14 protein-coding genes are annotated in these 23,132 nt (G+C 73.8%); 10 read left to right on the top strand and 4 right to left on the bottom strand.

Translation table 11 applies throughout. The features are described 5' to 3' along the window. Nucleotides 1-51: 51 nt before the first annotated feature. From ABZ862_RS33605 to ABZ862_RS33595, 3 genes are all read left to right on the top strand, one after another. The gene (locus ABZ862_RS33605; RefSeq protein ID WP_360966716.1) at nucleotides 52-1,344 is read left to right on the top strand and encodes a DUF6379 domain-containing protein; all 1,293 of its coding nucleotides are present in this window, start codon (nucleotides 52-54) and stop codon (nucleotides 1,342-1,344) included. Nucleotides 1,345-1,415: 71 nt separating this feature from the next. Further along, entirely contained in the window at nucleotides 1,416-2,417 is a 1,002-nt protein-coding gene (locus ABZ862_RS33600; protein WP_360966792.1) for a sugar phosphate isomerase/epimerase, read from the top strand. Nucleotides 2,418-2,516: 99 nt separating this feature from the next. After that, a complete protein-coding gene (locus ABZ862_RS33595) occupies nucleotides 2,517-3,116 on the top strand; it encodes a DinB family protein (protein ID WP_360966714.1) in 600 nt (199 codons plus the stop codon). Between the two features lie 83 nt (nucleotides 3,117-3,199). Here the strand turns inward: ABZ862_RS33595 and ABZ862_RS33590 are convergent, their stop codons facing one another. Then, the gene (locus ABZ862_RS33590) at nucleotides 3,200-4,078 is read right to left on the bottom strand and encodes an NAD(P)-dependent oxidoreductase (protein WP_360966711.1); all 879 of its coding nucleotides are present in this window, start codon (nucleotides 4,076-4,078) and stop codon (nucleotides 3,200-3,202) included. A gap of 177 nt (nucleotides 4,079-4,255) precedes the next feature. Between ABZ862_RS33590 and ABZ862_RS33585 the strand changes: the two genes are divergently transcribed. Then, nucleotides 4,256-4,657 (top strand): metalloregulator ArsR/SmtB family transcription factor, encoded by a 402-nt coding sequence (locus ABZ862_RS33585; protein WP_360966709.1) that lies wholly within the window; start codon nucleotides 4,256-4,258, stop codon nucleotides 4,655-4,657. Between the two features lie 79 nt (nucleotides 4,658-4,736). Here ABZ862_RS33585 and ABZ862_RS33580 read toward each other — a convergent pair whose 3' ends face one another. Continuing rightward, nucleotides 4,737-5,633, bottom strand: coding sequence for a helix-turn-helix domain-containing protein (locus ABZ862_RS33580; protein ID WP_360966706.1), 897 nt, complete (start codon nucleotides 5,631-5,633; stop codon nucleotides 4,737-4,739). Between the two features lie 356 nt (nucleotides 5,634-5,989). Here ABZ862_RS33580 and ABZ862_RS33575 point away from each other — a divergent pair, with 356 nt between their 5' ends. Both ABZ862_RS33575 and ABZ862_RS33570 read left to right on the top strand, forming a co-directional pair. Beyond that, nucleotides 5,990-6,244 (top strand): hypothetical protein, encoded by a 255-nt coding sequence (locus tag ABZ862_RS33575; protein ID WP_360966703.1) that lies wholly within the window; start codon nucleotides 5,990-5,992, stop codon nucleotides 6,242-6,244. A 253-nt stretch (nucleotides 6,245-6,497) separates the two neighbouring features. After that, complete coding sequence (locus tag ABZ862_RS33570) at nucleotides 6,498-6,917, top strand: hypothetical protein (protein WP_360966700.1); 420 nt, start codon at nucleotides 6,498-6,500, stop codon at nucleotides 6,915-6,917. A 28-nt stretch (nucleotides 6,918-6,945) separates the two neighbouring features. Here the strand turns inward: ABZ862_RS33570 and ABZ862_RS33565 are convergent, their stop codons facing one another. Further along, the gene (locus tag ABZ862_RS33565) at nucleotides 6,946-7,830 is read right to left on the bottom strand and encodes a GNAT family N-acetyltransferase (RefSeq protein ID WP_360966696.1); all 885 of its coding nucleotides are present in this window, start codon (nucleotides 7,828-7,830) and stop codon (nucleotides 6,946-6,948) included. A gap of 120 nt (nucleotides 7,831-7,950) precedes the next feature. On the opposite strand from ABZ862_RS33565, the gene ABZ862_RS33560 reads away from it, so the two are divergent. The 4 genes from ABZ862_RS33560 to ccrA all read left to right on the top strand — a co-directional run bounded on the left by ABZ862_RS33560 (nucleotide 7,951) and on the right by ccrA (nucleotide 22,331). After that, nucleotides 7,951-8,850 (top strand): GNAT family N-acetyltransferase, encoded by a 900-nt coding sequence (locus ABZ862_RS33560; RefSeq protein WP_360966693.1) that lies wholly within the window; start codon nucleotides 7,951-7,953, stop codon nucleotides 8,848-8,850. A gap of 156 nt (nucleotides 8,851-9,006) precedes the next feature. Next, nucleotides 9,007-17,097: an amino acid adenylation domain-containing protein gene (locus ABZ862_RS33555; RefSeq protein WP_360966690.1), complete on the top strand. Its 8,091-nt coding sequence runs from the start codon at nucleotides 9,007-9,009 to the stop codon at nucleotides 17,095-17,097. Next, on the top strand, nucleotides 17,090-20,977 hold the full coding sequence (locus tag ABZ862_RS33550) for a beta-ketoacyl synthase N-terminal-like domain-containing protein (RefSeq protein WP_360966687.1): 3,888 nt from the start codon (nucleotides 17,090-17,092) through the stop codon (nucleotides 20,975-20,977). Before ABZ862_RS33555 ends, ABZ862_RS33550 begins: the two co-directional genes overlap by 8 nt. Before the next feature lie 64 nt (nucleotides 20,978-21,041). Then, nucleotides 21,042-22,331 carry a crotonyl-CoA carboxylase/reductase gene (gene ccrA, locus ABZ862_RS33545; RefSeq protein WP_360966789.1) on the top strand — a complete coding sequence of 430 codons (1,290 nt, stop codon included), beginning with the start codon at nucleotides 21,042-21,044 and terminating at the stop codon, nucleotides 22,329-22,331. Between the two features lie 85 nt (nucleotides 22,332-22,416). On the opposite strand, the gene ABZ862_RS33540 is transcribed toward ccrA, so the two are convergent. Further along, on the bottom strand, nucleotides 22,417-23,073 hold the full coding sequence (locus ABZ862_RS33540; RefSeq protein WP_360966684.1) for a ScbR family autoregulator-binding transcription factor: 657 nt from the start codon (nucleotides 23,071-23,073) through the stop codon (nucleotides 22,417-22,419). Between the last annotated feature and the right edge of the window lie 59 nt (nucleotides 23,074-23,132).

Here is a 23,132-nt window from a genome sequence, read left to right as displayed (position 1 = left end):
CCGCCCGTCCCGGTCACCGGGCCGGCACGTCATCGCACGAAGGAGTGTTCGGTGCTCGAGCGCGACATCATCCAGAACTGGGGCTTCGCCAACGTCGCGGAGAACGGCCGCACGACCGGCTTCCGCATCCACCTGCGCAACCCCAACTACCGCGGCCTGTCGAGCAGTCTCGTCGACGGCGTCGGAGTGACGGTCGACGGGCGCAGCTGGTCGTACGAGGAGACCGCCGTCGAGTTGCAGGGCAGGCGCTTCCCGCTCGCCGAGCTGCGCGCGTCGACCGGTGCCCGCTGGAACCTCGACGAGCCGGCGTCGGTGTTCGTCCCGCTGGAAGGCGGGCTCGAGCGCGGCGTGCACCGGGTCGCGGTCGACGTACGGCTGCGTGCCCCGTACTACCCCGTCGAGTTCCAGCCCAACGTGTTCCGTGCCGAACGCCCGCTGACCCTCGTCGGCGGCACGGACGGCACCTTCAAGTACGGCGTGTCGACGTACTCGTACACCGGGGACATGAACACCTCCATGACCCTCGAGGACGTCATGGCAGAGATCCACGACATCGGCGCGACGGGCATCGAGATCCTCGGCGAGGGCAACATCCCCGGATATCCGGCGCCTTCCGCGGAGTGGATCGACTCCTGGCACCGGAACATCGCCAAGTACGGCCTGACGCCCACGAATTACGGCTCCTGGATCGACAGCCGCATGTGGCTGGACCGCGATCTGACCGCGCAGGAGGGCCACGAGGCACTGGCCCGCGACATCCGGCTGGCCGCCGAACTCGGCTTCTCCTTCGTCCGTCCGAAGATCGGCGTCGTGTCCCTCGACCTCCAGCCCCACCCCATCTGGGAGGAGGCGGTGGAGCGCACCCTCGACCTGGCGGCCGAGAAGAACATCGTCATCTGCCCGGAGATCCATGCCCCGACGCCGATCAGGCACCCCGTCGTCGACGACTACATCTCCTTCGTCGAGCGCACCGGCACGAAGAACTTCGGCCTGCTGATCGACACCGGCGTCTTCATGACGAAGCCGTCCCTGGACGGCCTGGACGGCAAGGTCCCGGAGTCCGAGGAGGACCTCCCGGTCCCGCTGCGCCCGCTGCGCGTACCGGCGTCCGACCTGCTCGACGTCCTGCCGTACGTGGTCTTCGTCCAGGCCAAGTTCTACGAGGTCGACGAGCACCTCGAGGACCTGCACATCCCGTGGACCGACGTGCTGCGCACCCTCAAGCAGGGCGGCTACGAGGGCTGGCTGTCCTCGGAGTACGAGGGCCGCCGCGAGCCGTACCGGGGCAGCGTGATGGTCCGCCGCCAGCACGCCATGTTCCGCCGTCTGGAGGCCGGGCTGTGAGCGCCGGCAGCAGCACGGGCACAGAGAACACAGAGAGCGCAGCGAGCGCCGTGCGGAACCGGTCGTCGCGTCTGCCGGTGACCCTCTTCACCGGCCAGTGGGCGGACCTGCCCTTCGAGGAGGTGGCGCGCCACGCGGCCGAATGGGGCTACGACGGCCTGGAGATCGCCGCCTCCGGTGACCACCTGGACCTGAAGCGCGCCGACGAGGACCCGGCGTACCTGCGGTCCCGCCTCGACGTCCTGGACCGCCACGGCCTGCGGGTGTTCGCGATCTCCAACCACCTCACCGGCCAGGCGGTCTGCGACGACCCGATCGACTTCCGCCACGAGGCGATCGTGCGCCCGTACACCTGGGGCGACGGCGACCCGGAGGGGGTACGCCGCCGCGCCGCCGAGGACATGAAGCGCTCGGCGCGGGTGGCCCGCAAGCTGGGCGCCGACACGGTCGTGGGCTTCACGGGCTCCTCCATCTGGCAGTACGTGGCGATGTTCCCGCCGGTCCCGGCGAAGGTGATCGAGGCGGGCTACGAGGACTTCGCGGCCCGCTGGAACCCGATCCTCGACGTCTTCGCCGCGGAGGGCGTGCGCTTCGCCCACGAGGTCCACCCGAGCGAGATCGCGTACGACTACTGGACCAGCGTCCGGGCGGTCGAAGCACTGGGCGGGCGGCCGGAGTTCGGCTTCAACTGGGACCCGTCGCACATGATGTGGCAGGGCGTGGACCCGGTCGGCTTCATCTGGGACTTCAAGGACCGCATCCACCACGTCGACTGCAAGGACACCCGGCTGCGTCCCGGCAACGGCCGCGCCGGCGTCCTCGGTTCCCACCTTCCCTGGGGCGACCCGCGCCGCGGCTGGGACTTCGTGTCGACCGGCCGGGGCGACGTCCCCTGGGAGGACGGCTTCCGCGCCCTCGCCGCGATCGGCTACGACGGCCCGGTGTCGGTCGAGTGGGAGGACGCCGGCATGGACCGCCTGCGCGGCGCGGCGGAGGCGGCGGCGTACGTCCGCGGCCTGCTGTGGCCGCTCCCGTCCGCGTCCTTCGACTCGGCGTTCTCGCACCAGGAGTAGAGCCGGCCGGCGGCGGGGCGGGACACCGGAAGTTCACCCTCGTGGAGGTCCGTCCTCGTGGAGGTCCCGCCCCGCCGCCGTGCACGGCAGACTGCCGCCATGACGACGACGTACGACCCGAAGGCCGACCTCCACCGTTATCTCCAGTCCGCCCGGGACGCCCTGCTGTGGAAGCTGGGGGGGCTCCCGGAGTACGACATCCGCCGCCCGCACACACCGACCGGGACGAATCTGCTGGGCCTGGTCAAGCACGTGGCGAGCATCGAACTCGGTTATCTGGGCGACACGTTCGGGCGCCCTTCCGGGGAACCGCTGCCGTGGTTCGAGGAGGGCGCCGAGGACAACGCGGACATGTGGGCCACGGCCGACGAGTCCCGTTCGTCCGTCGTCGGCCTCTACCGCCGCGCCTGGGCGCACTCGGACGCGACCCTCGCCGCACTGCCGCTGGACACGGTCGGCAGGGTGCCCTGGTGGCCCGGCGGCAAGGACGAGGTGACCCTGCACCATGCCGTCGTACGCGTCATCGCCGACACCCAGCGCCACGCCGGGCACGCCGACATCATCCGCGAACTCACCGACGGCGGGGTGGGGATGGCCCAGGACAACGACAGCATGGTGCCGGCCGACGATGCCTGGTGGGAGGCATACCGGGCCCGTCTGGAGCACGCGGCCCGGGAGGCCGGCGAACGGAACGAGTGACCACCGCCGACCGACCGAGGACGGCGGTGACGGCGGTGACGGCGGTGACGGCGGTGCAGGGCCTCAGCAGGCTTCCGGAGAACTCACCGGACGGCGCACCGGGCGGCGAAACCGGTCCGCCAGGTCGGCCACTCGGGCTGCCAGCCCCGACCGCGGGCCAGTGCGTTGAGAGCGCCGCGCTCCCACTCCTGCCGGCCCGCCACCGGGGTGGGTGCGGGCACGCCGAGGGCTTCGGCCAGGGCCGGAAGCCACTCACGGGCGGGGGCGGGCTCGTCGTCCACGATGTTGACCGGTCCCCCCGGCCAGTCGAGCGCGGCCAGCGCGGCGCCCGCCGCGTCGGAGACGTGGACGAACGAGCTCACCGCGTCGTTCGCCACGGTGCTCCCCAGGAAGGGCGCCGACGGCTCGCCCGCCAGGGCAGCCGCGAGAGCGCCGTCCGGTGCGTACCAGGTGCCGGGCCCGTACAGCAGGCCGTAGCGCAGCAGGACCGCTGTCTCCAGCTCCGCCGCCGTCTCCTCCAGGGCCCTGACAGCGGCCACCGTCCCGGCGCGGGGCTGAGCGGCCGTGCCGTCGAGCGGTACCGCCTCCCCGGCCGGACCGTCGCCCGGCGCGTACGCCCAGGAGATCGACTGGGCGACGATCCGGCCGACCCCGGCCGCCTTCGCGGCCTCCACCAGGTTCCGGGTGCCCTCCCGGCGGATGCGGCCGTTGGCGGCCCCGTCCGCGCCGGAGAGATCGGTGAGCTGGTGGATCACCACCTCCGGTGCCGCCGCGCGGACCGCGTGCCGCAGTCCCTCCGCGTCGAGCGCGTCCGCCCGGACTCCCGTGGCTCCGAGGCTTCTGATCCGCTCGGTCCCGGCCGGGGACCGGGAGGTACCGGTGACCTCGTGCCCGGCCGCGACCAGCATCGGGACGAGCAGACTGCCGACAGCGCCGGTGGCACCGGCGACGAAGACACGCATGACAACTCCAGTTCCAGAGGGAGCGGCGGTGCGAACCCAGCCTAGATCCGGAGCGATCGGGAACGACCCGCGCCTCGTCGGAACCGATGTCGGAACCGATGAGGGCCCAGGCCGTGCCGCCGCCGGAGCGGAAACCCGCGCCGGCCCGCCTGCTTCGACATATGTGAACATAGACGCATGTCGAACACGAAGGCACTACCGCTCCTCGGACCCGAGAAGCCCGAGGAGCTCAAGGAGCCCGAGACGGCCGAGACGGCCGGGGGCGGTGCGGTCTGCTGCCCACCGCTGACCGAGCGCCCCTTCACGGCGGAGGAGGCCGAGACGGCGGCGCGGATGTTCAGGGCGCTGGGCGACCCGGTACGGCTGCGCCTGTTCTCCTCGGTGGCCTCCCACGAGGGTGGCGAGGCGTGCGTGTGCGACATCTCCGACGTCGGCGTCTCCCAGCCGACGGTCTCCCACCACCTGAAGAAACTCAAGGAGGCCGGCCTGCTCTCCTCCGAGCGGCGCGGCACCTGGGTGTACTACCGGGTCGAGCCGTCGGCACTCACGGCGATGCGCGCACTCCTGTCAACCGCCTGACAGGCACCGGGGCGGCATGCCCGATCCGGGACGAGACCGGCAGCCCGGCCGAGTCCCCGATCCAGAACTCCTGCCGCGCCTAGGCCCACTTCTGGTGGTGTGTGTCCTTGCACGGCAGCACGCGCAGGCCGGCAGTGCTGTCGTCCAGACATCTCCCGGTGGCTTTGTTCCTCAGGCCGACAGCCTCGTCGTCCCCCGACGTGAAGACCCACTTCTGGGACGTGGTCCTGTCGCAGGGCAGGGCACGCAGACCGGCGCCGCCGTCGGCCAGGCAGCGTCCCGTGGCGTGCCCGCGGAGCCGGCGGGTGCCGTCGGCGGACTGACGGACGGTCCACCACTGGTAGGACATCCCGTTGCATCCGTAGGAACGCAGCCCTTGGTCGAGACTGTCGTCCAGGCATCTCCCCGTGGCCCGGCTGACGAAGATCCGTGACGACTGGGCGAGCGCCGGCGCGTTCTTGGGGATCTCACCGCCCTGCACGGACGGGTCGGGAGCCTTGGCGTCGCCCGCGGAATCGGCGGACACGGTCCACAGGCCGGGCAAGGTGAGCAGGACACCCATGAGCAGCCCGGCCGAGGTTCCGGCGGCGGCGCACACCCAGCGACCGCGGAGGCGACCGCGCGTCCTGCGCCACCACCTGAAGCCGGAGGAACCCTGCGTGTCCTCACACAGCGTGCCCACAGCCGGTTCGGGGTGTTCGGGAAGTTCGGGACCGTCGGGCTGCCCGCGGTCGGCTGCTTCCCACAGGGCCCGGTAGCCGGCGGGGTCGGCCCCCAGCGCCTGGCACAGGTCGCGGACCACGGGCCAGGGCGGGACGGTGTCGCCACGGAAGTAGCGGGACAGCGACGAGTCGCTGACGCGTACCCGCTCTTCCAGAGCCCGCAGCGTACGGCCCGACCGCTGTTGCAGACCCCGCAGTGCGGCACCCAGTTGTCGAGCCGCTGCGACATGTCCCGCTCGCCCGCGCTCGGTCATCGAGGACGTCTCCCTGCGGTCCGGCCACGGCGTCCCGCGGGCTGCTTCGCGTCCCGGGACAAGCACGTCCCAGCAGGTCAGGAATCTATTTATCCCGACATGGGCGAAGCAAGCGGGATCCGGTTGTGAAAGGTCATCAACCACCGCAAAATCGGCCCACCGACGCCGTGAATCACCTTTGCGGGTGAGCACATCGGCGTCCACGGCCGCGTCGTACCACGACTCCCGGCCGGTTCCCGTCCTTCGCCGAAAGGGCCTTCTCCATGAACCGCATGAACCGCATGAACCGAGCGAACCGAGCGAATCGCAGGAATCGCGTACGCACTGCCGCCCTGCCCGTACTCGTGGCGATCGCCATGGCCGGGCTCCGTCTGACCGCGGTGGCATCTGCCGTCTTCCTGTCCCCCGCGACACCTCCTCAGCCCCCGCCGGTGTCCGCCGCCGTCCAGCAGCCGACGGCCGACGGTCTCGATGTCCACCGCGGCTGGTACCTCAGCGTGACCAGCTGCGGGGTTGCCGACGCCGTCGGCATCGAGAGCGGACCCCAGGACCGCCGCCGCTGCACCCCACACAGCGGCGGTCTCCTGTGGCACCTGTGGAACGCCCGCTGACGACGTCGGCTCCCCATAATTCGGGGGAGGTCACCAGACCTCCCCCGCTGTCATGGCACGGCTGTACCGGCGCCCGCCACTGTTGCGGTGACCGGACACGCGCGACGCGCCTCCACGGGCCCGTCGCCGCCCGGCGCACCCGTCAGCCGTCGGTGATGCAGCCGACCCAGCCCCAAGGGACGCACCCATGCGCTCAGCAATCAAGACCGTTGCCCCCAGGACGGTTGTCGCGAAGGCCGTTTCCTTACTGACCGTGACCGCCTCGGCCGTGATCCTCACCGTCTTCCCCGGCACCGCCGCCCAGGCGTCCACCGCCTCCGTCAGCCAGGTCGACTGCGACATGATCGGGCTCGGCGGGGTCCTCCAGGCTCTGCAGACCAAGTTCATCGTGTGGTCCGGGGCCACCACGACCGATCTCAACACCGGGACACCGGCGTGCGTCCAGGGTGACGGCGCGCTCGCCGTCACCTACCCCGGCACCCTGTGGGTCTACGTCAACGCCACCGACGTACCGGCCACCATCACGTACGACTACAACGGGGTCTCGCACTCCGCCGTCCTCACCGCACAGGGGTCGTACGACTTCCTGCCCACGGGCGGGATCGTCGCCAGTGTCGTCGAGGACGGCCACGAGAAGGTACTGGTGACCCTGCGGTCCGTCACCCTCAGCTGAGCCGACCGGTGCCCGGACCGCCCCGTCGTCAGCCGACCTCCGGCGCTGACGTGCCGTACGTGAAGTCGTACAGGACCCAGTCGGTGACCCGGCGGTAACCGAGGCGCTGGTAGAGGGCGTTGCTGGTGGGGTTGGCCGCGTTCGTGTACAGCACGACCTCCTTGGCGCCCGCCGCCCGCGCGGCCCGGCTCACCTCGACCGTCACGGCAGCCGCGTAGCCGCGACCGCGCAGGTGGGCCGGGGTGTAGACGGGGTCCACCCGGACCTGGCCGCCGACCAGCGGGTTCACGCCCGCCATGGACACGGGGGTGCCGTCCGGGGTCTCCCAGAAGGTGTAGCGCTTCTCCGCGAAGCGTGTCCCGGCCCAGGAAGCGGCGTCGACGACCACGTCCTCCTCGACGTCCGCTGCGAACTCCCGGCACCACCGCATGAGGTGCTCGTGGTCCCGTTCGCCCAGCAGCCGGCCCCGGCCTTCGGGGAACGGATCCGGCGGGGTGAGCGTGCCGAGGCGGTACAGGTGGAGCCGGACGCGGAGCGCCGACGTCGCGCCGGTGTGCCGCCGCCATGCCTCGGCGAAGACGCCGGCGGTCTCGTGGTCCGCGCTGACGGCGGGAAGGACGCAGCCGCCGGCGACCAGGTGGGCGGCGAGCGAGTCGGCCTCGTCGGCCGTGAGAGAGGTGACGCTCAGGCTGCCGGACGGGAAGCGGTAGAAGGCGGCGCGCACCTCGCCCCCGCGCTCCAGCCGGCCGAGCACCGGGCCTCCGGCACCGTTCGCCCCCGCCCCGCCGGTCCGCAGTTTCTCGATCAACGTCAGCAAAGTGGTGTGCAGGGCAGGCCGTGAACACAGGAAGTCTCCGGCCCGGGCGAGGAATTCGTCGACGTCTTCGGTGAGGTGCCAGCCGTCCGATCGCATGCTGCATGATCTCCGACGTGGTGTGCCTGCGGGGACACTTTCAAAGACACCAGCCGCAGCCGGGCCGTCGCACGCGGAAAATACAGTGACCCGCACGGTCCTTCGAAGAAATCATGGAACATGCACCCCGACGGCTGGCGCCTGACCGAAGACCTCGATGCTTTCCTGACCCGGACCACCCCCTTCCTCCGCTCCCGCCCGGCCCTGCACACCGTCCCGCTGACGGTGACCGGGACGCTGCGGACGCACGGGCCGAAGGCGTACGGCACCGAGGCGCCCCTCTTCGGCTGGCTGGAGCAAGGAGGCCAGGTGGAAGCCGTCCTCTTCCACACCCCGCCCCACCGGCTCAATCTCACCCCGCTCACCCCCGGGGACGCCGGTTCCCTCGCCGTCCGCCTGGCGGCCGCCGGCCACCACGTCCCCGGCGTCAGCGCGGAACACATGACCGCCACCGCGTTCGCCGCCGCATGGCGGCGTCACACCGCCGCGGCACCGGTCCTCCACGAATGCCAGCGCCTCTACCGCCTCGACGCCCTCACCCCGCCCGCACCGCTCCCACCGGGCCGCCCGAGGACCACCGGTGCCGACGACCACGAGCGACTACGGCGCTGGAAGCACGAGTTCGGCGTCGCCGTCGGAGACGTCCCGCCGACGCACAGCGCCTCCGTCTCCGCCTCGGCCTCCGCCGCCGTCTCCTGGGCCGACACGTACTTCGCGGACAGGTTCTTCACCTTCTGGGAGACCGACGACGGTACCCCCGTCTCCATGGCGGGCGTGTCCCCGATGCTCGCCGGCCAGGTCCGGGTGGCCCCCGTCTACACCCCGCCCGGACTCCGGGGCCACGGCTACGCGGGAGCGGTGACGGCCGAGGTGAGCCGGGCCGCGCGGACGGCGGGCGCGAAGGAGGTCGTCCTCTTCGCGGACCTGGCCAACCCCACCAGCAACGCCCTCTACCAGCGCATCGGCTACCGCCCGGTCACCGACTTCGCCCTGTACGACTTCCCGTCCGCGGCACCGTGACCGGGGTGGCCGGGGTGGCCATCGCGGCTTCCGCGAGGTGAGCCGCGCCGCAGGTCGCCTGAGGTGGCCTGAAATCACGCATTGAAAAATTCCTTCGCGAAGGTATTCTCCATGCTCTCGGCCTTGGTGGCGTGGTCTCTCGGAAGGACCCTGGGCGTGGACGACGTGATGGATGCTCTGCGTGACCGGTTCGGCGGCGGCGAAGGCGCCCCGTCGGAGGAGGAGTTGGTCGCCGCGCTCGCCGTCGTGGTGCACCGGCGGACGGGTGCCCGGGAGGTCGAGCTGGACGGCGCCGGGGCGCTGAGCCTGGACCCCGGGACGACGTTCCGCGAGGTCACCGCGCGGGTGAGGGCGCTCGGAGCGGGACTCGGGGTGGTCGCGGCGGCCGACCTCGACCTCGATCCCCGGCTCGGCCCCGACCGGTTCGCCTCGCTCGTCGAGCAGCTCGTCGCACGTCCCGACGAGCCCGTGGGCTCCGGCAGGCCCGCGGATCCCACAGATCCCACAGATCCCACAGATCCCACAGATCCCGCGGATCCCGCGGGGCAGTCCTCCCCGGCCGCGCCCAAGGAGCTGGAGCAGCTGCGCGCCTGGAACGACACCGCGCATCCCCTGCCCGCGACCACCCTGGTGCGCCTCGCCGAGGAGCAGGCCGCGCGCACCCCCGACGCCCCCGCCCTGCGGGACGAGCACACCACGCTGACCTTCGCCGACGTCGAGCGGGAGGCCGGCCGGCTCGCCGGGCTGCTGGCCGCCCGGGGCGCCGGTCGCGGGCGCATGGTCGCGGTGGCACTGCACCGGTCCGTACGGCTCCCGGTGGCACTGCTCGCCGTCCTGAAGACGGGGGCCGCCTACGTACCCCTCGACCTCGACCACCCGGTGGGACGGCTGACCGCGGTCCTGGAGGACACCCGGCCCGTCGCCGTGATCACCGAATCGCGCCCCGGAAGCGGAGAGGAGCAGGACACCGAGCGCCACGGCGGAACCGTCCTGGACGCCGTCCACGCGGCCGGTCTCACCAGCTCCTGCGGCCTCCTCGACCTCTCCTCCGCGGCCACGGCCCTCTCCCGTCTCACGGACCCCGCCCCCTCCATCCCCACCGCCCCCTCCGACGCCTCCCGGCTCGTCCCGCCCACCCCGCAGGACCCCGCCTACGTCATCCACACCTCCGGCACCACCGGCCGCCCCAAGGGCGTCGTCGTCCCGCACTCGGCGATCTGCAACCGGCTGCTGTGGATGCGGGACGCGTTCGGTGCCGACGGCCGGGAGCGGGTGCTGCACAAGACGCCGGTCGGTTTCGACGTGTCCGTGTGGGAACTGTTCCTGCCCCTGATCAGCGGCGCGCTGATGGTGGTCGCCCCGCCCGGCGCGCACCGGGACCCGGGCCGGCTGGCCGCGCTGGTGCGGCGCGAGCGCGTCACGCTGGCGCACTTCGTGCCGTCGGTGCTGCGGGCCTGCCTGGACGACCCGGCGCCCTGGCGGGCCACGGGGCTGCGCCGGATCGTGTGCAGCGGCGAGGCCCTGCCCACCGCCCTCGCCGCACGGACGGTCGAGGTGACCGGCGCCGAGGTGCACAACCTGTACGGCCCGACCGAGGCGGCGGTGGACGTCACCGCCTGGGCGTACTCGCCGCACGACACCACTCCCACGGTGCCCATCGGCCGACCGGTGTGGAACACCCGCACACATGTGCTGGACGAGGCGCTGCGGCCGGTACCGCCGGGTGCGGTCGGCGAGCTGTACCTGGCGGGCGACCAGCTGGCGCTGGGCTACCTGGGGCGGCCGGAGCTGACGGCCGAACGGTTCGTCGACGACCCGTTCGGCGAACCCGGCGCGCGGATGTACCGGACCGGTGATCTCGTACGTCATCTGCCGGGCGGCGAGCTGGAGTTCCTGGGCCGCGCCGACACGCAGATCAAGGTGAACGGGGTACGCGTCGAACCGGCCGAGATCGAGACCGCGCTGACCGGCCACCCCGGGGTACGGGCCGCGGCCGTACTGCTGCGCGAGGACCGGCCGGGACACCCCTGCCTCACCGCGTACGTCGTCCCGGCGACGGACCACGGCACAGGCGACGGCGACGGCGACGGCGACGGCGACGGCGACGGCGACGGCGACAACAGCAAAAACGCCAGTGGTCCGGGAGACGCCACCGGCCCCGCCGACTGGCGCGCGCACCTCGCCCGTCTGCTGCCCGAAGCCATGGTCCCCGCCGCCTTCGTCACCGTGGACCGGCTGCCGACCACCGTCAACGGCAAGCTGGACCGTGCCGCCCTGCCCGCCCCCGGCCTCCGTGCGGGCGGCGGCCGCGCACCCGGCAGCGCCGCCGAGCGCACCCTGTGCGAACTGTTCGCGCGCTGCCTCGGGTTGACCCGCGTCGGACCCGACGACGACTTCCTCGCCCTCGGCGGCCATTCGCTGACCGCGGTCCGCCTCACCGCGCTGGTGCGCGGAGCACTGGGCGTCGAACTGTCCGTCCGTGAGGTGTACGCGCACCCCACCCCGGCCGCGCTCGCCGAGCGGGTCGCCGCCGCCCCGGCGGCCCGGCCCGCGCTGACCGCGCGGCAGCGGCCCGCGCGGGTGCCGCTGTCCGCGGCGCAGTCGAGCCTGTGGTTCCTGGACCGGCTGGAGGGCGGCGGGGCGACGTACAACATGCCGCTCGTACTCCGGCCCGAACGCCCGCTGGACGTCGGTACGTTACGGGCGGCGCTCACCGATCTCGCCGACCGGCACGAGGTGCTGCGCACCCGGCTGCCGCTGGGCGGCGACGGCAGGCCGTACCAGGAGATCGGCGCGGTGGGTTCCGTACGGCCCCCGCTGACCGTGCTCGCCTGCCCCGAGGCGGAGACCGAGGCCCAGGTCGCGGCGCTCGCCCATCACCGCTTCGACCTCGCGCGGGACACCCCGTTGTGGGGTGCCGTCGTCGCCGGGCCCGAGCGGCAGACCGTCGTCCTCGTACTGCATCATGTCGCCGGGGACGGCTGGTCGTTGCTGCCGCTGGCCCGGGACCTGGGGCACGCGTACGCCGCGCGGGCGGCGGGACGGGCCCCGGAGTGGGAGCCGCTGCCCGTCCAGTACGCCGACTACGCACTCCAGCAGCAGCAGCTGCTCGCCGACCCCCAGCTCACCGAACGCCAACTCGCCTTCTGGCGGGAGACACTGCTCGGCCTGCCCGCCGAACTGCCCCTGCCCTACGACCGGCCGCGCACCGCGAGCCACGGGGTCCGAGCGCAGGCCGGCCCCGCCGCGGGCAGCCTCACCGTGCACGTGGACACCGAACTGCACTCCGCCCTGAGGCAGTTCACCGAACGTAGCGGCACAAGCCTGTTCATGCTGCTGCACGCGGCGCTCGCGGCGCTGCTCACCCGGCTCGGCGCGGGCACCGACATCGCCGTCGGCACCCCCGTCGCCGGCCGTACGGACACCGCGCTGGACGGGCTGATCGGGCACTTCGCCAACACCCTCGTGCTGCGCCTGGACACCTCGGGCGACCCCGCCTTCGACGCTCTGCTCGCCCGCGCCAAGGAGGCGGACCTCGCCGCCTACGACCACCAGGACATGCCGTTCGAGCGGGTGGTCGAAGAGGTCAACCCCGCCCGGGTGCCCGGACGTCACCCCCTGTTCCAGGTGATGCTCGCCCTCCAGAACAACGCCGAGGCAGAACTGCGGCTCGGCGACGAGACACTGCGGCTGGCGCCCCGGGCCACCGACACGACCAAGTTCGACCTGTACGTCGACGCGGTCGAGCGGCACACGGACACCGGCGCACCGGACGGCATCGGCTTCCGCTTCGACTACGACGCCGCCCTGTTCGACGCGGGCACGGTCGAGCGGCTGGCGGCGGCCTGGTGCGCGCTGCTGGCGGCCGTGGCCGCCGACCCGGGGACACGGCTCGGCGCACTGCCCGGGCCCGCGCCCCGCGAACGGTCCCGCGCCTACGCCGGGTGCGAGCGGATCGTGGCCGCCGTGGACGGCATCCGCGAGGCCGCCGCTGTCGACGGGCCCGACTACGGGCCCGAAGGACCCGGCGGCTCCGGCGACCCTCACGGCGGCCCGGTCGTCCTGGCCGTACCGGAGCGGGAGGGCGCGGTCCGCGCCGCGGTGGCGGCACTGCGCGAGGCGTACGGCGCTCCCAGCGCACCCCGGGTCGTCGCCGTATCGGCACTGCCCCGCACACCGGACGGCACCCTCGACCGCCCGGCCCTGGCGGCGCTGCCCCTCGTCGACGACGTGCTGGCCCGGCGCTGGCGCGAGGCGCTCACCGCGCAGCCCGGGGTGCTGGACGCCGAGGTGACGACCGAGGCGGCCGCCCCGAAGCGGGAGCCCCTGCGGTTCGCCCCGCCCACCAGAACCCCACGCACCACGGAAATCACAGAGACCGCACAGACCGCACAGACCCCGCGGACCGCAGGAGACCCACCCGCCGCACCGCCCTCCCTCAGCGAAGGCCCCCGCCTCGCCGAACCCGTCGTCACCACACTCCCCGACGCCCTGCGCCGGGCCGCCCGCTCCGGTGCGCGTGCCGAGATCGTGCACGTCCGGGCCGACGGCACCGAGGTGCGCCGCAGCTGCGCGAGCCTGTACGCGGAGGCCACCCGGGTACTGGGCGGTCTGCGCGCCCGGGGGCTGGTCCCCGGGGACAGCGTGATCCTCCAGTGCGACGACAACGAGGACTTCCTCGCCGCGCTCTGGGGCTGCCTGCTCGGCGGCTTCGTCACCGTCCCGCTGACCGTCCCGCCGTCGTACGACGCTCCGTCCGCGGCCCGCGCCAAGCTGGCCGGGGTCCACGGAATGCTCGGCCGCCCCTGGGTGATCGCCTCCGGGCACCGTCTGGACGGACTGCGCAAAGTACTCGGCACCGACCCCGCGGACACCGGTGCCCACAGCCGGACCCGCACCGATACCGCCCACGCCCCCGCCCCCGCCCCCGTCCGGCTGGTGTCGGCGCAGGCGCTGCGCGAGGCCGAGCCGGACACCGACGTCCATCCGGCCCGCCCCGAGGACGTCGCGCTGATGCTGCTGACCTCCGGCAGCACCGGCCTGCCCAAGGCGGTACGGCTGACCCACCGCAACATCCTCACCCGCTCCGCCGCCACCGCCCAGGTCAACTCCCTCACCCCGGACGACGTCACGCTCAACTGGATCCCGATGGACCATGTCACCGGCGTGGTGATGTTCCATCTGCGGGACGTGTACGTCGGCTGCCGGCAGGTGCACGCGCCCACCGGGTGGGTGCTCGCCGACCCGCTGCGCTGGCTGGACCTCGCCGACCGGCACCGGGCCACCGTCAGCTGGGCGCCGAACTTCGCCTTCGGACTGGTCGCCGAGCACGCGCACCGGATGCGGGAGCGCGGCTGGGACCTGTCGCCGCTGCGGTTGTTCACCAACGCGGGCGAGGTCGTCGTGGCGGCCGTCGCGCGCCGCTTCCTGGAGCTGCTCGCGCCGTACGGGCTGCCGCAGTCGGCCATGCACCCCGGCTGGGGCATGTCGGAGACGTCCTCGGTGGTCACCGACGCCGAACTGCCCGCGCGGCCGGACCCGGACGAGGGACCGGTCGTCAGCTGCGGGCTGCCCTACCCCGGGTTCGCCATGCGGGTCGTCGACGCGGACGACGAGGTCGTGCCCGAGGGCGTCCAGGGACGGCTCCAGGTGCGCGGCACCTCGGTGACCGGCGGATACCACGACAACCCGGAGCACAACGCGGAGGCGTTCACCGCCGAGGGCTGGTTCGAGACCGGCGATCTGGCCTTCCTGCGCGGCGGCGAGCTGTATCTGACCGGGCGCGCCAAGGACGTCATCATCGTCAACGGCGTCAACCACTACAGCCATGAGATCGAGGCCGTCGCCGAGGAACTCCCCTTTGTGGAGCGGTCGTTCACCGCGGCTTGCGCGGTGCGCACCGATCCGGCGGCGACCACCGACTCCCTCGCGCTGTTCGTCAGCCTCGTTCCCGGCACCGACGAGGCGGCGGCGCTGCGCGAACTGCGCGGCAAGATCACCCGCGAGACCGGTGTCGCGCCCGCCCATGTACTGCCCCTCGCACCCGGTGACATCCCCAAGACCGAGATCGGCAAGATCCAGCGCACCCTGCTGCGCCGCCGCTTCGAGGAGGGCGCGTACGACGCCGTCGTGGAGCGGACGGAGCAACTGCTGGGCAGCGCGCGGACGGTGCCCGACTGGTTCCTGCGGCCGGTGTGGCGCCGGACGGCGCCGCCAAAGGGCGAGCCACACCGCCCGGTGCCCACCGCGCTGGTCGTCGCCGGGCGGTCGGCCGCGGCGGGCGAGCGGTTCGCCGAGCTGTGGCGGGCCGCGGGCGGGATGTGCACGGTGGTGGCCTGGGGCGAGGGGTACGAGCGGCACGGCGCCGCCGGCCACCGGGTGCGCCCGGACTCCGAGGCGGACTGGACACGGCTGCTGGAGCTGCTGGCCGCGGACGAGCGGACACCCGACGTCGTCGTCCACCTCGCACCGTGCGCCACCGACCCGCACCACTCCCACGAGGTAGCGCAACTCGACGGCGCCGAGAGCCTGTTGCTGCTGACGAAGGCGCTCGCCGGACGAGCGCGGCCGGTCGCCGTCCATCTGGTGACGGCGAACGCCTGGGCGGTACGGGACGAGGACCGCCCCCGCACCACCCACGCGACGGCGGGCCCGCTCCTCAAGAGCCTGCGGGAGGAACTGCCCTGGCTCGGCGGACGCCACATCGATCTGGAGCAGCCGGACGACGTCTCCCTCCTGCTGCCCGAACTCCTCGGCCACACCGCCGATTCCGGGGGCGCCGATCCCGAGGTCGCCTACCGCGACGGGCGGCGTCTGGTGCGGCGCCTCGCCCCCGTCACCGGACCGCTGCCGTCCGCCCCGGGCCGACCGCCCGGTGTGCCGGGGATGCCCGGGGTGCCCGGCGGGTTCCAGGTCGTGAGCGGCGGGCTCGGCGGGCTGGCCTGCGAGGTCGCGGCGCATCTGCTGACCGTGCCCGGCACCCGGCTGCTGCTCCTGGGCCGCACCCGACTGCCGGACGCCGCCGAGTGGGACGCGCACATCGCCGCGGGCTCCCCGCTGGGCCGCCGACTGGCCGCGCACCGGCGGCTGAGCGCGCTCGGCACGGTGCGCTACGAGAGCGCCGACGTCACCGACGAGGCGCAGGTGCGCGCCGCCGTCGAGCGGGCGGCGCTGGACTGGGGCGCGCCGCTCGGCGGTGTCCTCCATCTCGCCGGCGGCTTCGACCAGCGGCCCGCGCTGGAGTACGACCTGCCCGCCTGGCGGGCCGCGCTCGCCGCGGAGGTCACCGGCGGGCTGGTGCTGGCACGGCTGGCGGCGGGGCAGGCGGGGGCGTCGTTCGTGGCGTTCTCCTCCGTGAACGGCACCTTCGGCGGGGCGCTGAGCGGGGCGTACTCGGCGGCCAACGGCTTCCTCGACGCGCTCGCCGTGCACCTGCGCCGGTCCGCCGGCATCGATGCGCGCAGCCTCGCCTGGAGCCGCTGGGACGAACTGGGCATGAGCCGCGGCTACGGTCTCGCGGCGCTCACCGAGGCACGCGGCTACCGCACGGTGGGGCTGGAGGCCGGGCTGCGCAGCCTGGACGCGGCCCTGGCACTGGCCGAGCCGCATCTGCTGATCGGCGCGGACCGTGACGCGCCGTGGGTCGGCAGCCACGTGGACGACACCGCCCGCCCGTTGCGCCGGCTAGCGGCCCGGGTCGCCCTCGCCGAGGGCACCGACCTGGGCGCGCTGCACCACGCCGCCGCCGGGGCGGCGAGCCGGCTGGGCGCCGGGGACGCGTGGGTACTGCGGTCGGCGGGCACCGCACGCTCCGCCCCCACGCCGGCACCGGCCACCGCCGACGCCCCGGACGAGACACGGCAGCGCGGGCTGGAGGAACAGCTCTCCGCCATCTGGCGCGAGGTGCTGGGCACGGACGTGGTCGGCCCGCTCGACAGCTTCTTCGACCTCGGCGGCACGTCGCTGCTGCTGGTCCGGGTGCAGGCGCTGACCGCGCAGCGGCTGGGCCACGAACTGACGGTCGTGGACCTCTTCGACCACCCCACCGTACGGGCCCTCGCCACCCACCTGACAACCCGCCCCGCACCCGATCCCGCCACCCCCGCCGCCTGCGCAGCCTCCGACACCGCGTCCCCCGCCCTGCTCCGCGCCCGGGCCCGAGCCGCCGCCCAGCGCCGCACCGGCCGCCCGGCCCGGCCGGCCCGCCACCCGCTGACGGCCCCCGAAGGAGCCCCCCGCCATGCCTGAGCCCTACCGGAACGACAGCACCGCGGACGACGCGGGCACCGAGTCGTTCGACATAGCCGTCGTGGGGATGGCCGGGCGGTTTCCCGGAGCCGCGGACATCGAGGAGTTCTGGCGGCTGCTCGCCGAGGGGCGGGAAGGGGTCCGGGACGTCGGCGAGGAGGAGTTCCTCGCCGCCGGCGGTGACCGGACCGACCTCGCCGACCCCTCCCTGGTGCGGAAGGTCGCCGCGCCCGACGGTATCGACCTGTTCGACGCTGCCTTCTTCGGCTACAGCCCCGCCGACGCCGAACTCCTCGACCCGCAGCAGCGGTTGCTCCTCGAGTGCGCCTACCACGCCCTGGAGGACGCGGGCTGCGCCGTACTGCCCGAGGGACATGTCGTGGGGGTCTACGCGGGGGCGGACGACAGCCAGTACTACCCCGGGCACATCCACCCGCGGTTCGCCGGCGTGCCGTACTCCATGGCCCAGACCCACGCCGCCGTCAGCAACTCGCTGGGCGCGGTCGCCACCCGCATCTCCTACGAACTGGGGCTGACCGGGCCGAGTGTGAGCGTGCAGACGACCTGCTCCACCGGGCTCGTCGCCGTGCACACCGCCTGCCAGGAACTGCTCGGCCTCAAGTGCGACATCGCGCTGGCCGCCGCCGCGAGCATCAACCCGGCCGGCCCGCTGGGCTACCGCCACGTGCCCGACGGGCCGTTCGCGCCGGACGGCCGGATCAGGGCCTTCGACGCGGACGCCGGGGGCACGGTGTCCGGGAGCGGCGCGGGTGTCGTCGTCCTGAAGCGGCTCGAGGACGCGCTGGCCGCGGGCGACCGGATCCGGGCCGTGGTCAAGGGCACCGCGATCAACAACGACGGCCGCCGCAAGATGGGCTTCACCGCGCCCAGTGCCGAGGGGCAGACGGAGGTGATCCTGGAGGCGCAGGCGGCGGCCGGGGTGGCCGCGGACTCCGTCACCTACGTCGAGGCGCACGGCACCGGCACCCGGATCGGCGACCCCATCGAGGTCGCCGCGCTGACCAGGGCGTTCCGCGAGACCACCGGCCGGCGGCAGTACTGCGCCCTGGGTTCCGTGAAGACCAACGTCGGCCATCTGGGCGCCGCCGCGGGCATCACCGGGTTCATCAAGACGGTGCTGGCCCTGGAGCACCGGGCGATCCCGGCGAACCTGCACTTCGACACCCCGAACCCGCTGATCGACTTCGCGTCGAGCCCGTTCCGGGTGCCGACCCGGCTCGAACCGTGGGTGAGCCCGCACGGCCCGCGCCGGGCGGCGGTGAGCGCCTTCGGGGTGGGCGGCACGAACGCGCACGCCGTACTGGAGGAAGCACCGGAACCGGCCGCCGCACCCCCGGCACCGGAGGCGGACCGCCCCGTCGTCCTCCCCCTCTCCGCCCGCACCCCCGACGCCCTCGACAGCCTGCGCACCCGCCTCGGCACCCACCTCACCGACACCGGGGCCGGAGCCGACTCCGCAACCGAAAACAGCTCCCCCGCCCTCACCGACGTCGCCCACACCCTGGTCACCGAGCGGCCCGCGATGCCGTACCGGGGCTTCGTGGTCGCCTCCGACCGCGCGGAGGCGGCGTCCGTGCTCGCGGCTCCCGGCCCGGACGCGGAGCACGTGGCACCCGGGCAGGTGCCGTCCGTCGCGTTCCTGCTGCCGGGCGGCGGAACGCAGTACGTCGGCATGGGCGCCGGTCTCTACCGGGCCCTGCCCGTCTACCGCGACGCCATCGACGCCTGCGCCCGCGTCCTGCGTCCGCACCTCGGCCACGATCTGCGGACCGACCTGTACGAGCGCACCGAGCCGGGCGGTGCGGGCGAGTTCCTGGCCCTGGTCGCCACGCAGTACGCGCTGGCGGCCACCCTGCGCGAGCACGGGGTGCGGCCCGCCGCGTTCATCGGGCACTCGCTCGGCGAGTACACCGCCGCCTGCCTGGCCGGGGCGCTGACCCTGGAGGAGATGCTGCCGCTGGTCGCCCTGCGGGTGCGGCTGATCATCGCCGCCGGGGGCGCCACCACGGGCGTCGCGCTCGGGGAGGCGGAGCTGCGCGGACGGCTCGGCGACGACGTGTCGCTGGCCGCCGTCAACGGCCCCGCCGCCTGCACCGTCGCGGGCCCGACCGGTGCCGTCGCGGCGCTGGAGGCGCGGCTCGCCGCCGACGGGGTGTCCTTCCGGCGGCTGCGGATGCCCGCCGCCGCGCACTCGGCGGTGCTCGATCCGGTGCTGGACACCTTCGCCGCCGCGCTGAAGGAGGTCTCCTTCCGGTCCCCGCACACCCCGTACGTCACCAACGTCACCGGCACCTGGATCACCGGCGAGCAGGTCACCGACCCCGCGCACTGGCTCGCCCAGACCCGGCGGACGGTGCGTTTCGCCGACGGCGTCAGGACGCTGTGGGAGCGCGGCGCCCCGCTGCTGGTGGAGGTCGGGCCCGGCCGGGTCCTCGGCACGCTCGCCGAGAGCGTCCTCACCGCATCCGAGGCCGAGGCACCACGCCCCGGCACCGCCCCCCGCATGCCCCACGCCCCCCGTACGGTCCCCACCCTGCGCCACGCGAAGGCCGCCCAGCCCGACATCCCGCTGTTCGCGCACACCCTCGGGCAGCTGTGGAGCGCGGGCGTGCCGGCCGATCTGGCCCGCTGGAACGGCCCCTCCGCCACCGGCCGCGGGGTGCCGCTGCCGCCGTACCCCTTCGAACGGCAGCGCCACTGGATCCCGGCGCCCGGTGCCACCGCCCCCTCCCCCGGCTCGGCGTCGCCGCGGCCCGTACGGCGCCCCGCCCGCACCCCGCGGCCCCGGCAGGCGGCGCCGTACACGGCGCCGCGCACCGAGCTGGAGCGGACCGTGACGGCGTACTGGGAGGAGGCGCTCGGCATCGACGGCATCGGGGTCGAGGACAACTTCTTCGACCTCGGCGGCGACTCCCTGCGCGCGGTGCTGCTCACCGCCCGGCTGCGTACGGCCGGGGTGCTGGACGTGCCGGTGACCCGGCTGCTGGCCGCGCCGACCGTCGCCGCGCTGGTGGCCGACGCCGCCGTGGACGCCCTCGCCCCGCTGCTCACCCTGCGCGCGGGCACCGCACGGCGGCCGCTGTTCTGTGTGCACCCCAGCATCGGTACCGCTTGGTGCTACACCGCGCTGCTGCCCCGGCTGGGGGCCGGCCAGCCGGTCTACGGCCTCCAGGCGGACGGACTCGACGGACGGCCCGTCGCCGCCGACGCCGCCCGGATGACCGCCGCCTGCCTCGAGCGGGTGCGCGCCGTGCAGCCGCACGGGCCGTACCGCCTGCTCGGCGGGTCGTACGGCGGCATGGTCGTGCACGCCATGGCCACCGAACTGCGACGCGCGGGCGAGGAGGTGGAGTTGCTGGCGATGCTCGACTCGCCGCTGCCCGCCCAGCTGGCGGACCTTCCGGTACCGGACGCGCGGCAGGCCGAGCGGCAGGTCGCAGCGATCCTGCGGGGCGACGGCTCCGACGTGCCGGTGACCGACGACGACATGCGCGCGATGGGCCGGGTCTTCGCCAACAACCTCCGGATCGCGCCCGGTTTCCGGCTCGGCCGCTTCGACGGCGACCTGCTGTTCTTCACCGCCGACGGCCCGGGAACCGTCCCGGAGGGCCTGCCGCGCCCGGCGGACGGCGGCCCGCTGACCGCACGCTGGCAGCCGCACATCGGCGGCACCGTGCGCGAGCACCGACTGCCCTGCGGCCACTACGAGATGACCCGCCCCGAACACATCGCACACGTCGGCGACGTACTCGCCGAAACCCTCACCGCCCTGGACGCCCGGGACGCTCCGCACGCCCGACCGACGCCCGAAGCAACGCAGTTCGAGACCCCGGTCCCGGTCCCGGTCCCGGTGCCGTGACCCACTCTGCCCCCGCTCCCCGCCCCCATTCCCCGAAGGGAACCCCACGATGACCGTGACGACGATGCCGCCCGCCCCGGCCGGAGGACTCCGCGGACTCCAGGTCCCGCGCGGCCCGCAGGAGCCGTACGCCCTCGGGGACGCGCCGCCGCTCGGCGAGATCCCGGCACTGATGCACGCCTCGCTGATCCGCCCGGAGCGCTACGGCCGCCCCGCCGACGCGTTCCGCACGGAGACCGTGGCGACCCCGCGGCCGGGCCGCGGCCAGGTACTGATCAAGATGATGGCGGCCGGGGTCAACTACAACAACGTGTGGGCGGCGCTCGGCCGTCCGCTGGACGTGATCGCCGCACGGCGGCGGCGCGGCGCGGCGGAGGACTTCCACATCGGGGGCTCCGACGGCGCGGGCGTGGTGTGGGCGGTCGGCGAGGACGTCCGCACCCTGCGGCCGGGCGACGAGGTGGTGGTGCTCGGCAACCAGTGGGACGAGCACGCCGAGGACATCCGGCTGGGCGCCGACCCGGCGACCTCGTCGTCGCAGTCGGTGTGGGGGTACGAGGAGAACTTCGGCTCGTTCGCGCAGTTCGCGGTGGCCGACGAGTACATGTGTCACCCCAAGCCGGCCCGGCTGAGCTGGGCGGAGGCCGCCTGCTACATGGTCACGGCGGCCACCGCCTACCGGCAGCTGTTCGGCTGGGAGCCGCACACCGTGCGCCCCGGCGACCCGGTGCTGATCTGGGGCGGGGCGGGCGGTCTGGGCTGCATGGCGATCCAGCTGGTGCGCTGGGCGGGCGGTACGCCGGTCGCGGTGGTCTCCAGCGAGGAGCGCGGCGCGGAGTGCGTACGGCTCGGCGCGAAAGGGTGGATCGACCGGCGGGAATTCGGCCACTGGGGGCGGCTGCCGCACACGGACGACCAGGAGGCGATGGCGCGCTGGACGGAGGGGGCGCGGGGGTTCGGGCGGCGGCTGTGGGAGGTGCTCGGGGAGCGCCGGGCGCCGCGGCTGGTGCTGGAGCACTCGGGCGCGGACACCGTCCCGACGTCGATGTACGTCTGCGACAACGCGGGGATGGTCGTCATCTGCGGCGGCAGCACCGGCTACAACGGCGATGTCGACCTGCGGTTCCTGTGGATGCGGCAGAAACGTCTCCAGGGTTCCCACGCGGCCAACGCCCGCCAGGCCCGCGAGGTGACGGAGCTGATCGCCCGGGGTGTCCTGGACCCCTGCCTCTCCCGGACCTACCCCTTCGACCGCATCGGCGAGGCCCATCAGCTCCTGCACGACAACGAGCACCCGCCCGGCAACCTGGCGGTACTGATCGGGGCACGGACGCCGCGGGAGGGAACGGTCTGACCGCACCGGGGCGGTCTGGAACCCGGCGGATGACCCGCCGGATTCCGGACCGCCCCGCCGGATCCGCACCACGGCACACCAGGCGCTACGCCGGGACCAGCGCCGTGAGGATCTCCTGCACCCGGTCCGCCACATCGGCACGGTCGTTGAGGACCCAGGAGATGTGCTGGGCGCCGAAGAAGGCGGAGACCAGCACCCGGGCGGTGGCCTCGGGCGACGGGCCAGCGAGGAGGACTCCCTCCTCCTGGGCCTGCCGCAGCCACCTGGTCAGGGCCTCGGTGTAGCCCAGGTACGGCATCGGCATCTCGGCGCCGATCAGGGAGCGCTCGATCTGGAGCCGGGCCCCGGCCTGGATCATCGTGTTGTCGCGGAAGGCCACCGCGGTGCGCACCAGCAGCTCGGTCACCGACTCCAGCGGAGGCAGCCCGGCCTCCTCGACCTCCTGCCCGACGGCCCCGATGAGGTGGTAGAACTCCTCGGCGACGGCCTGGGCGAGGGCCTCCTTGTTGGCGAAGTGGAAGTAGACGGCGCCCTTGGTCACCCCGGCGAGCGCGGCCACGTCCTGCACGGTCACGGCGGGGAAGCCCCTGGTGGCGAACGCCTCCGCCGCCGCGTCGAGCACCTGCTCCCGAGTGCGGACGGCACGCTCCTGCTTGAGGCCCGTGTCCCGGTGACGGGGGGCGGTGCCGCGGCCGAGCCGGGGCGTCGTAGGGGCGCTGCGTTCGACGGCCATGCTGTCCATCCTCTGGCACTCCTTGAAATATACCTTCGGGAATGTATTGTAAGTGGCGGCTCGAGCGG

Source organism: Streptomyces sp. NPDC047000 (genome assembly GCF_040644295.1).
Lineage (GTDB): Bacteria > Actinomycetota > Actinomycetes > Streptomycetales > Streptomycetaceae > Streptomyces.
This window is presented reverse-complemented; position numbering and strand designations above follow the sequence as displayed.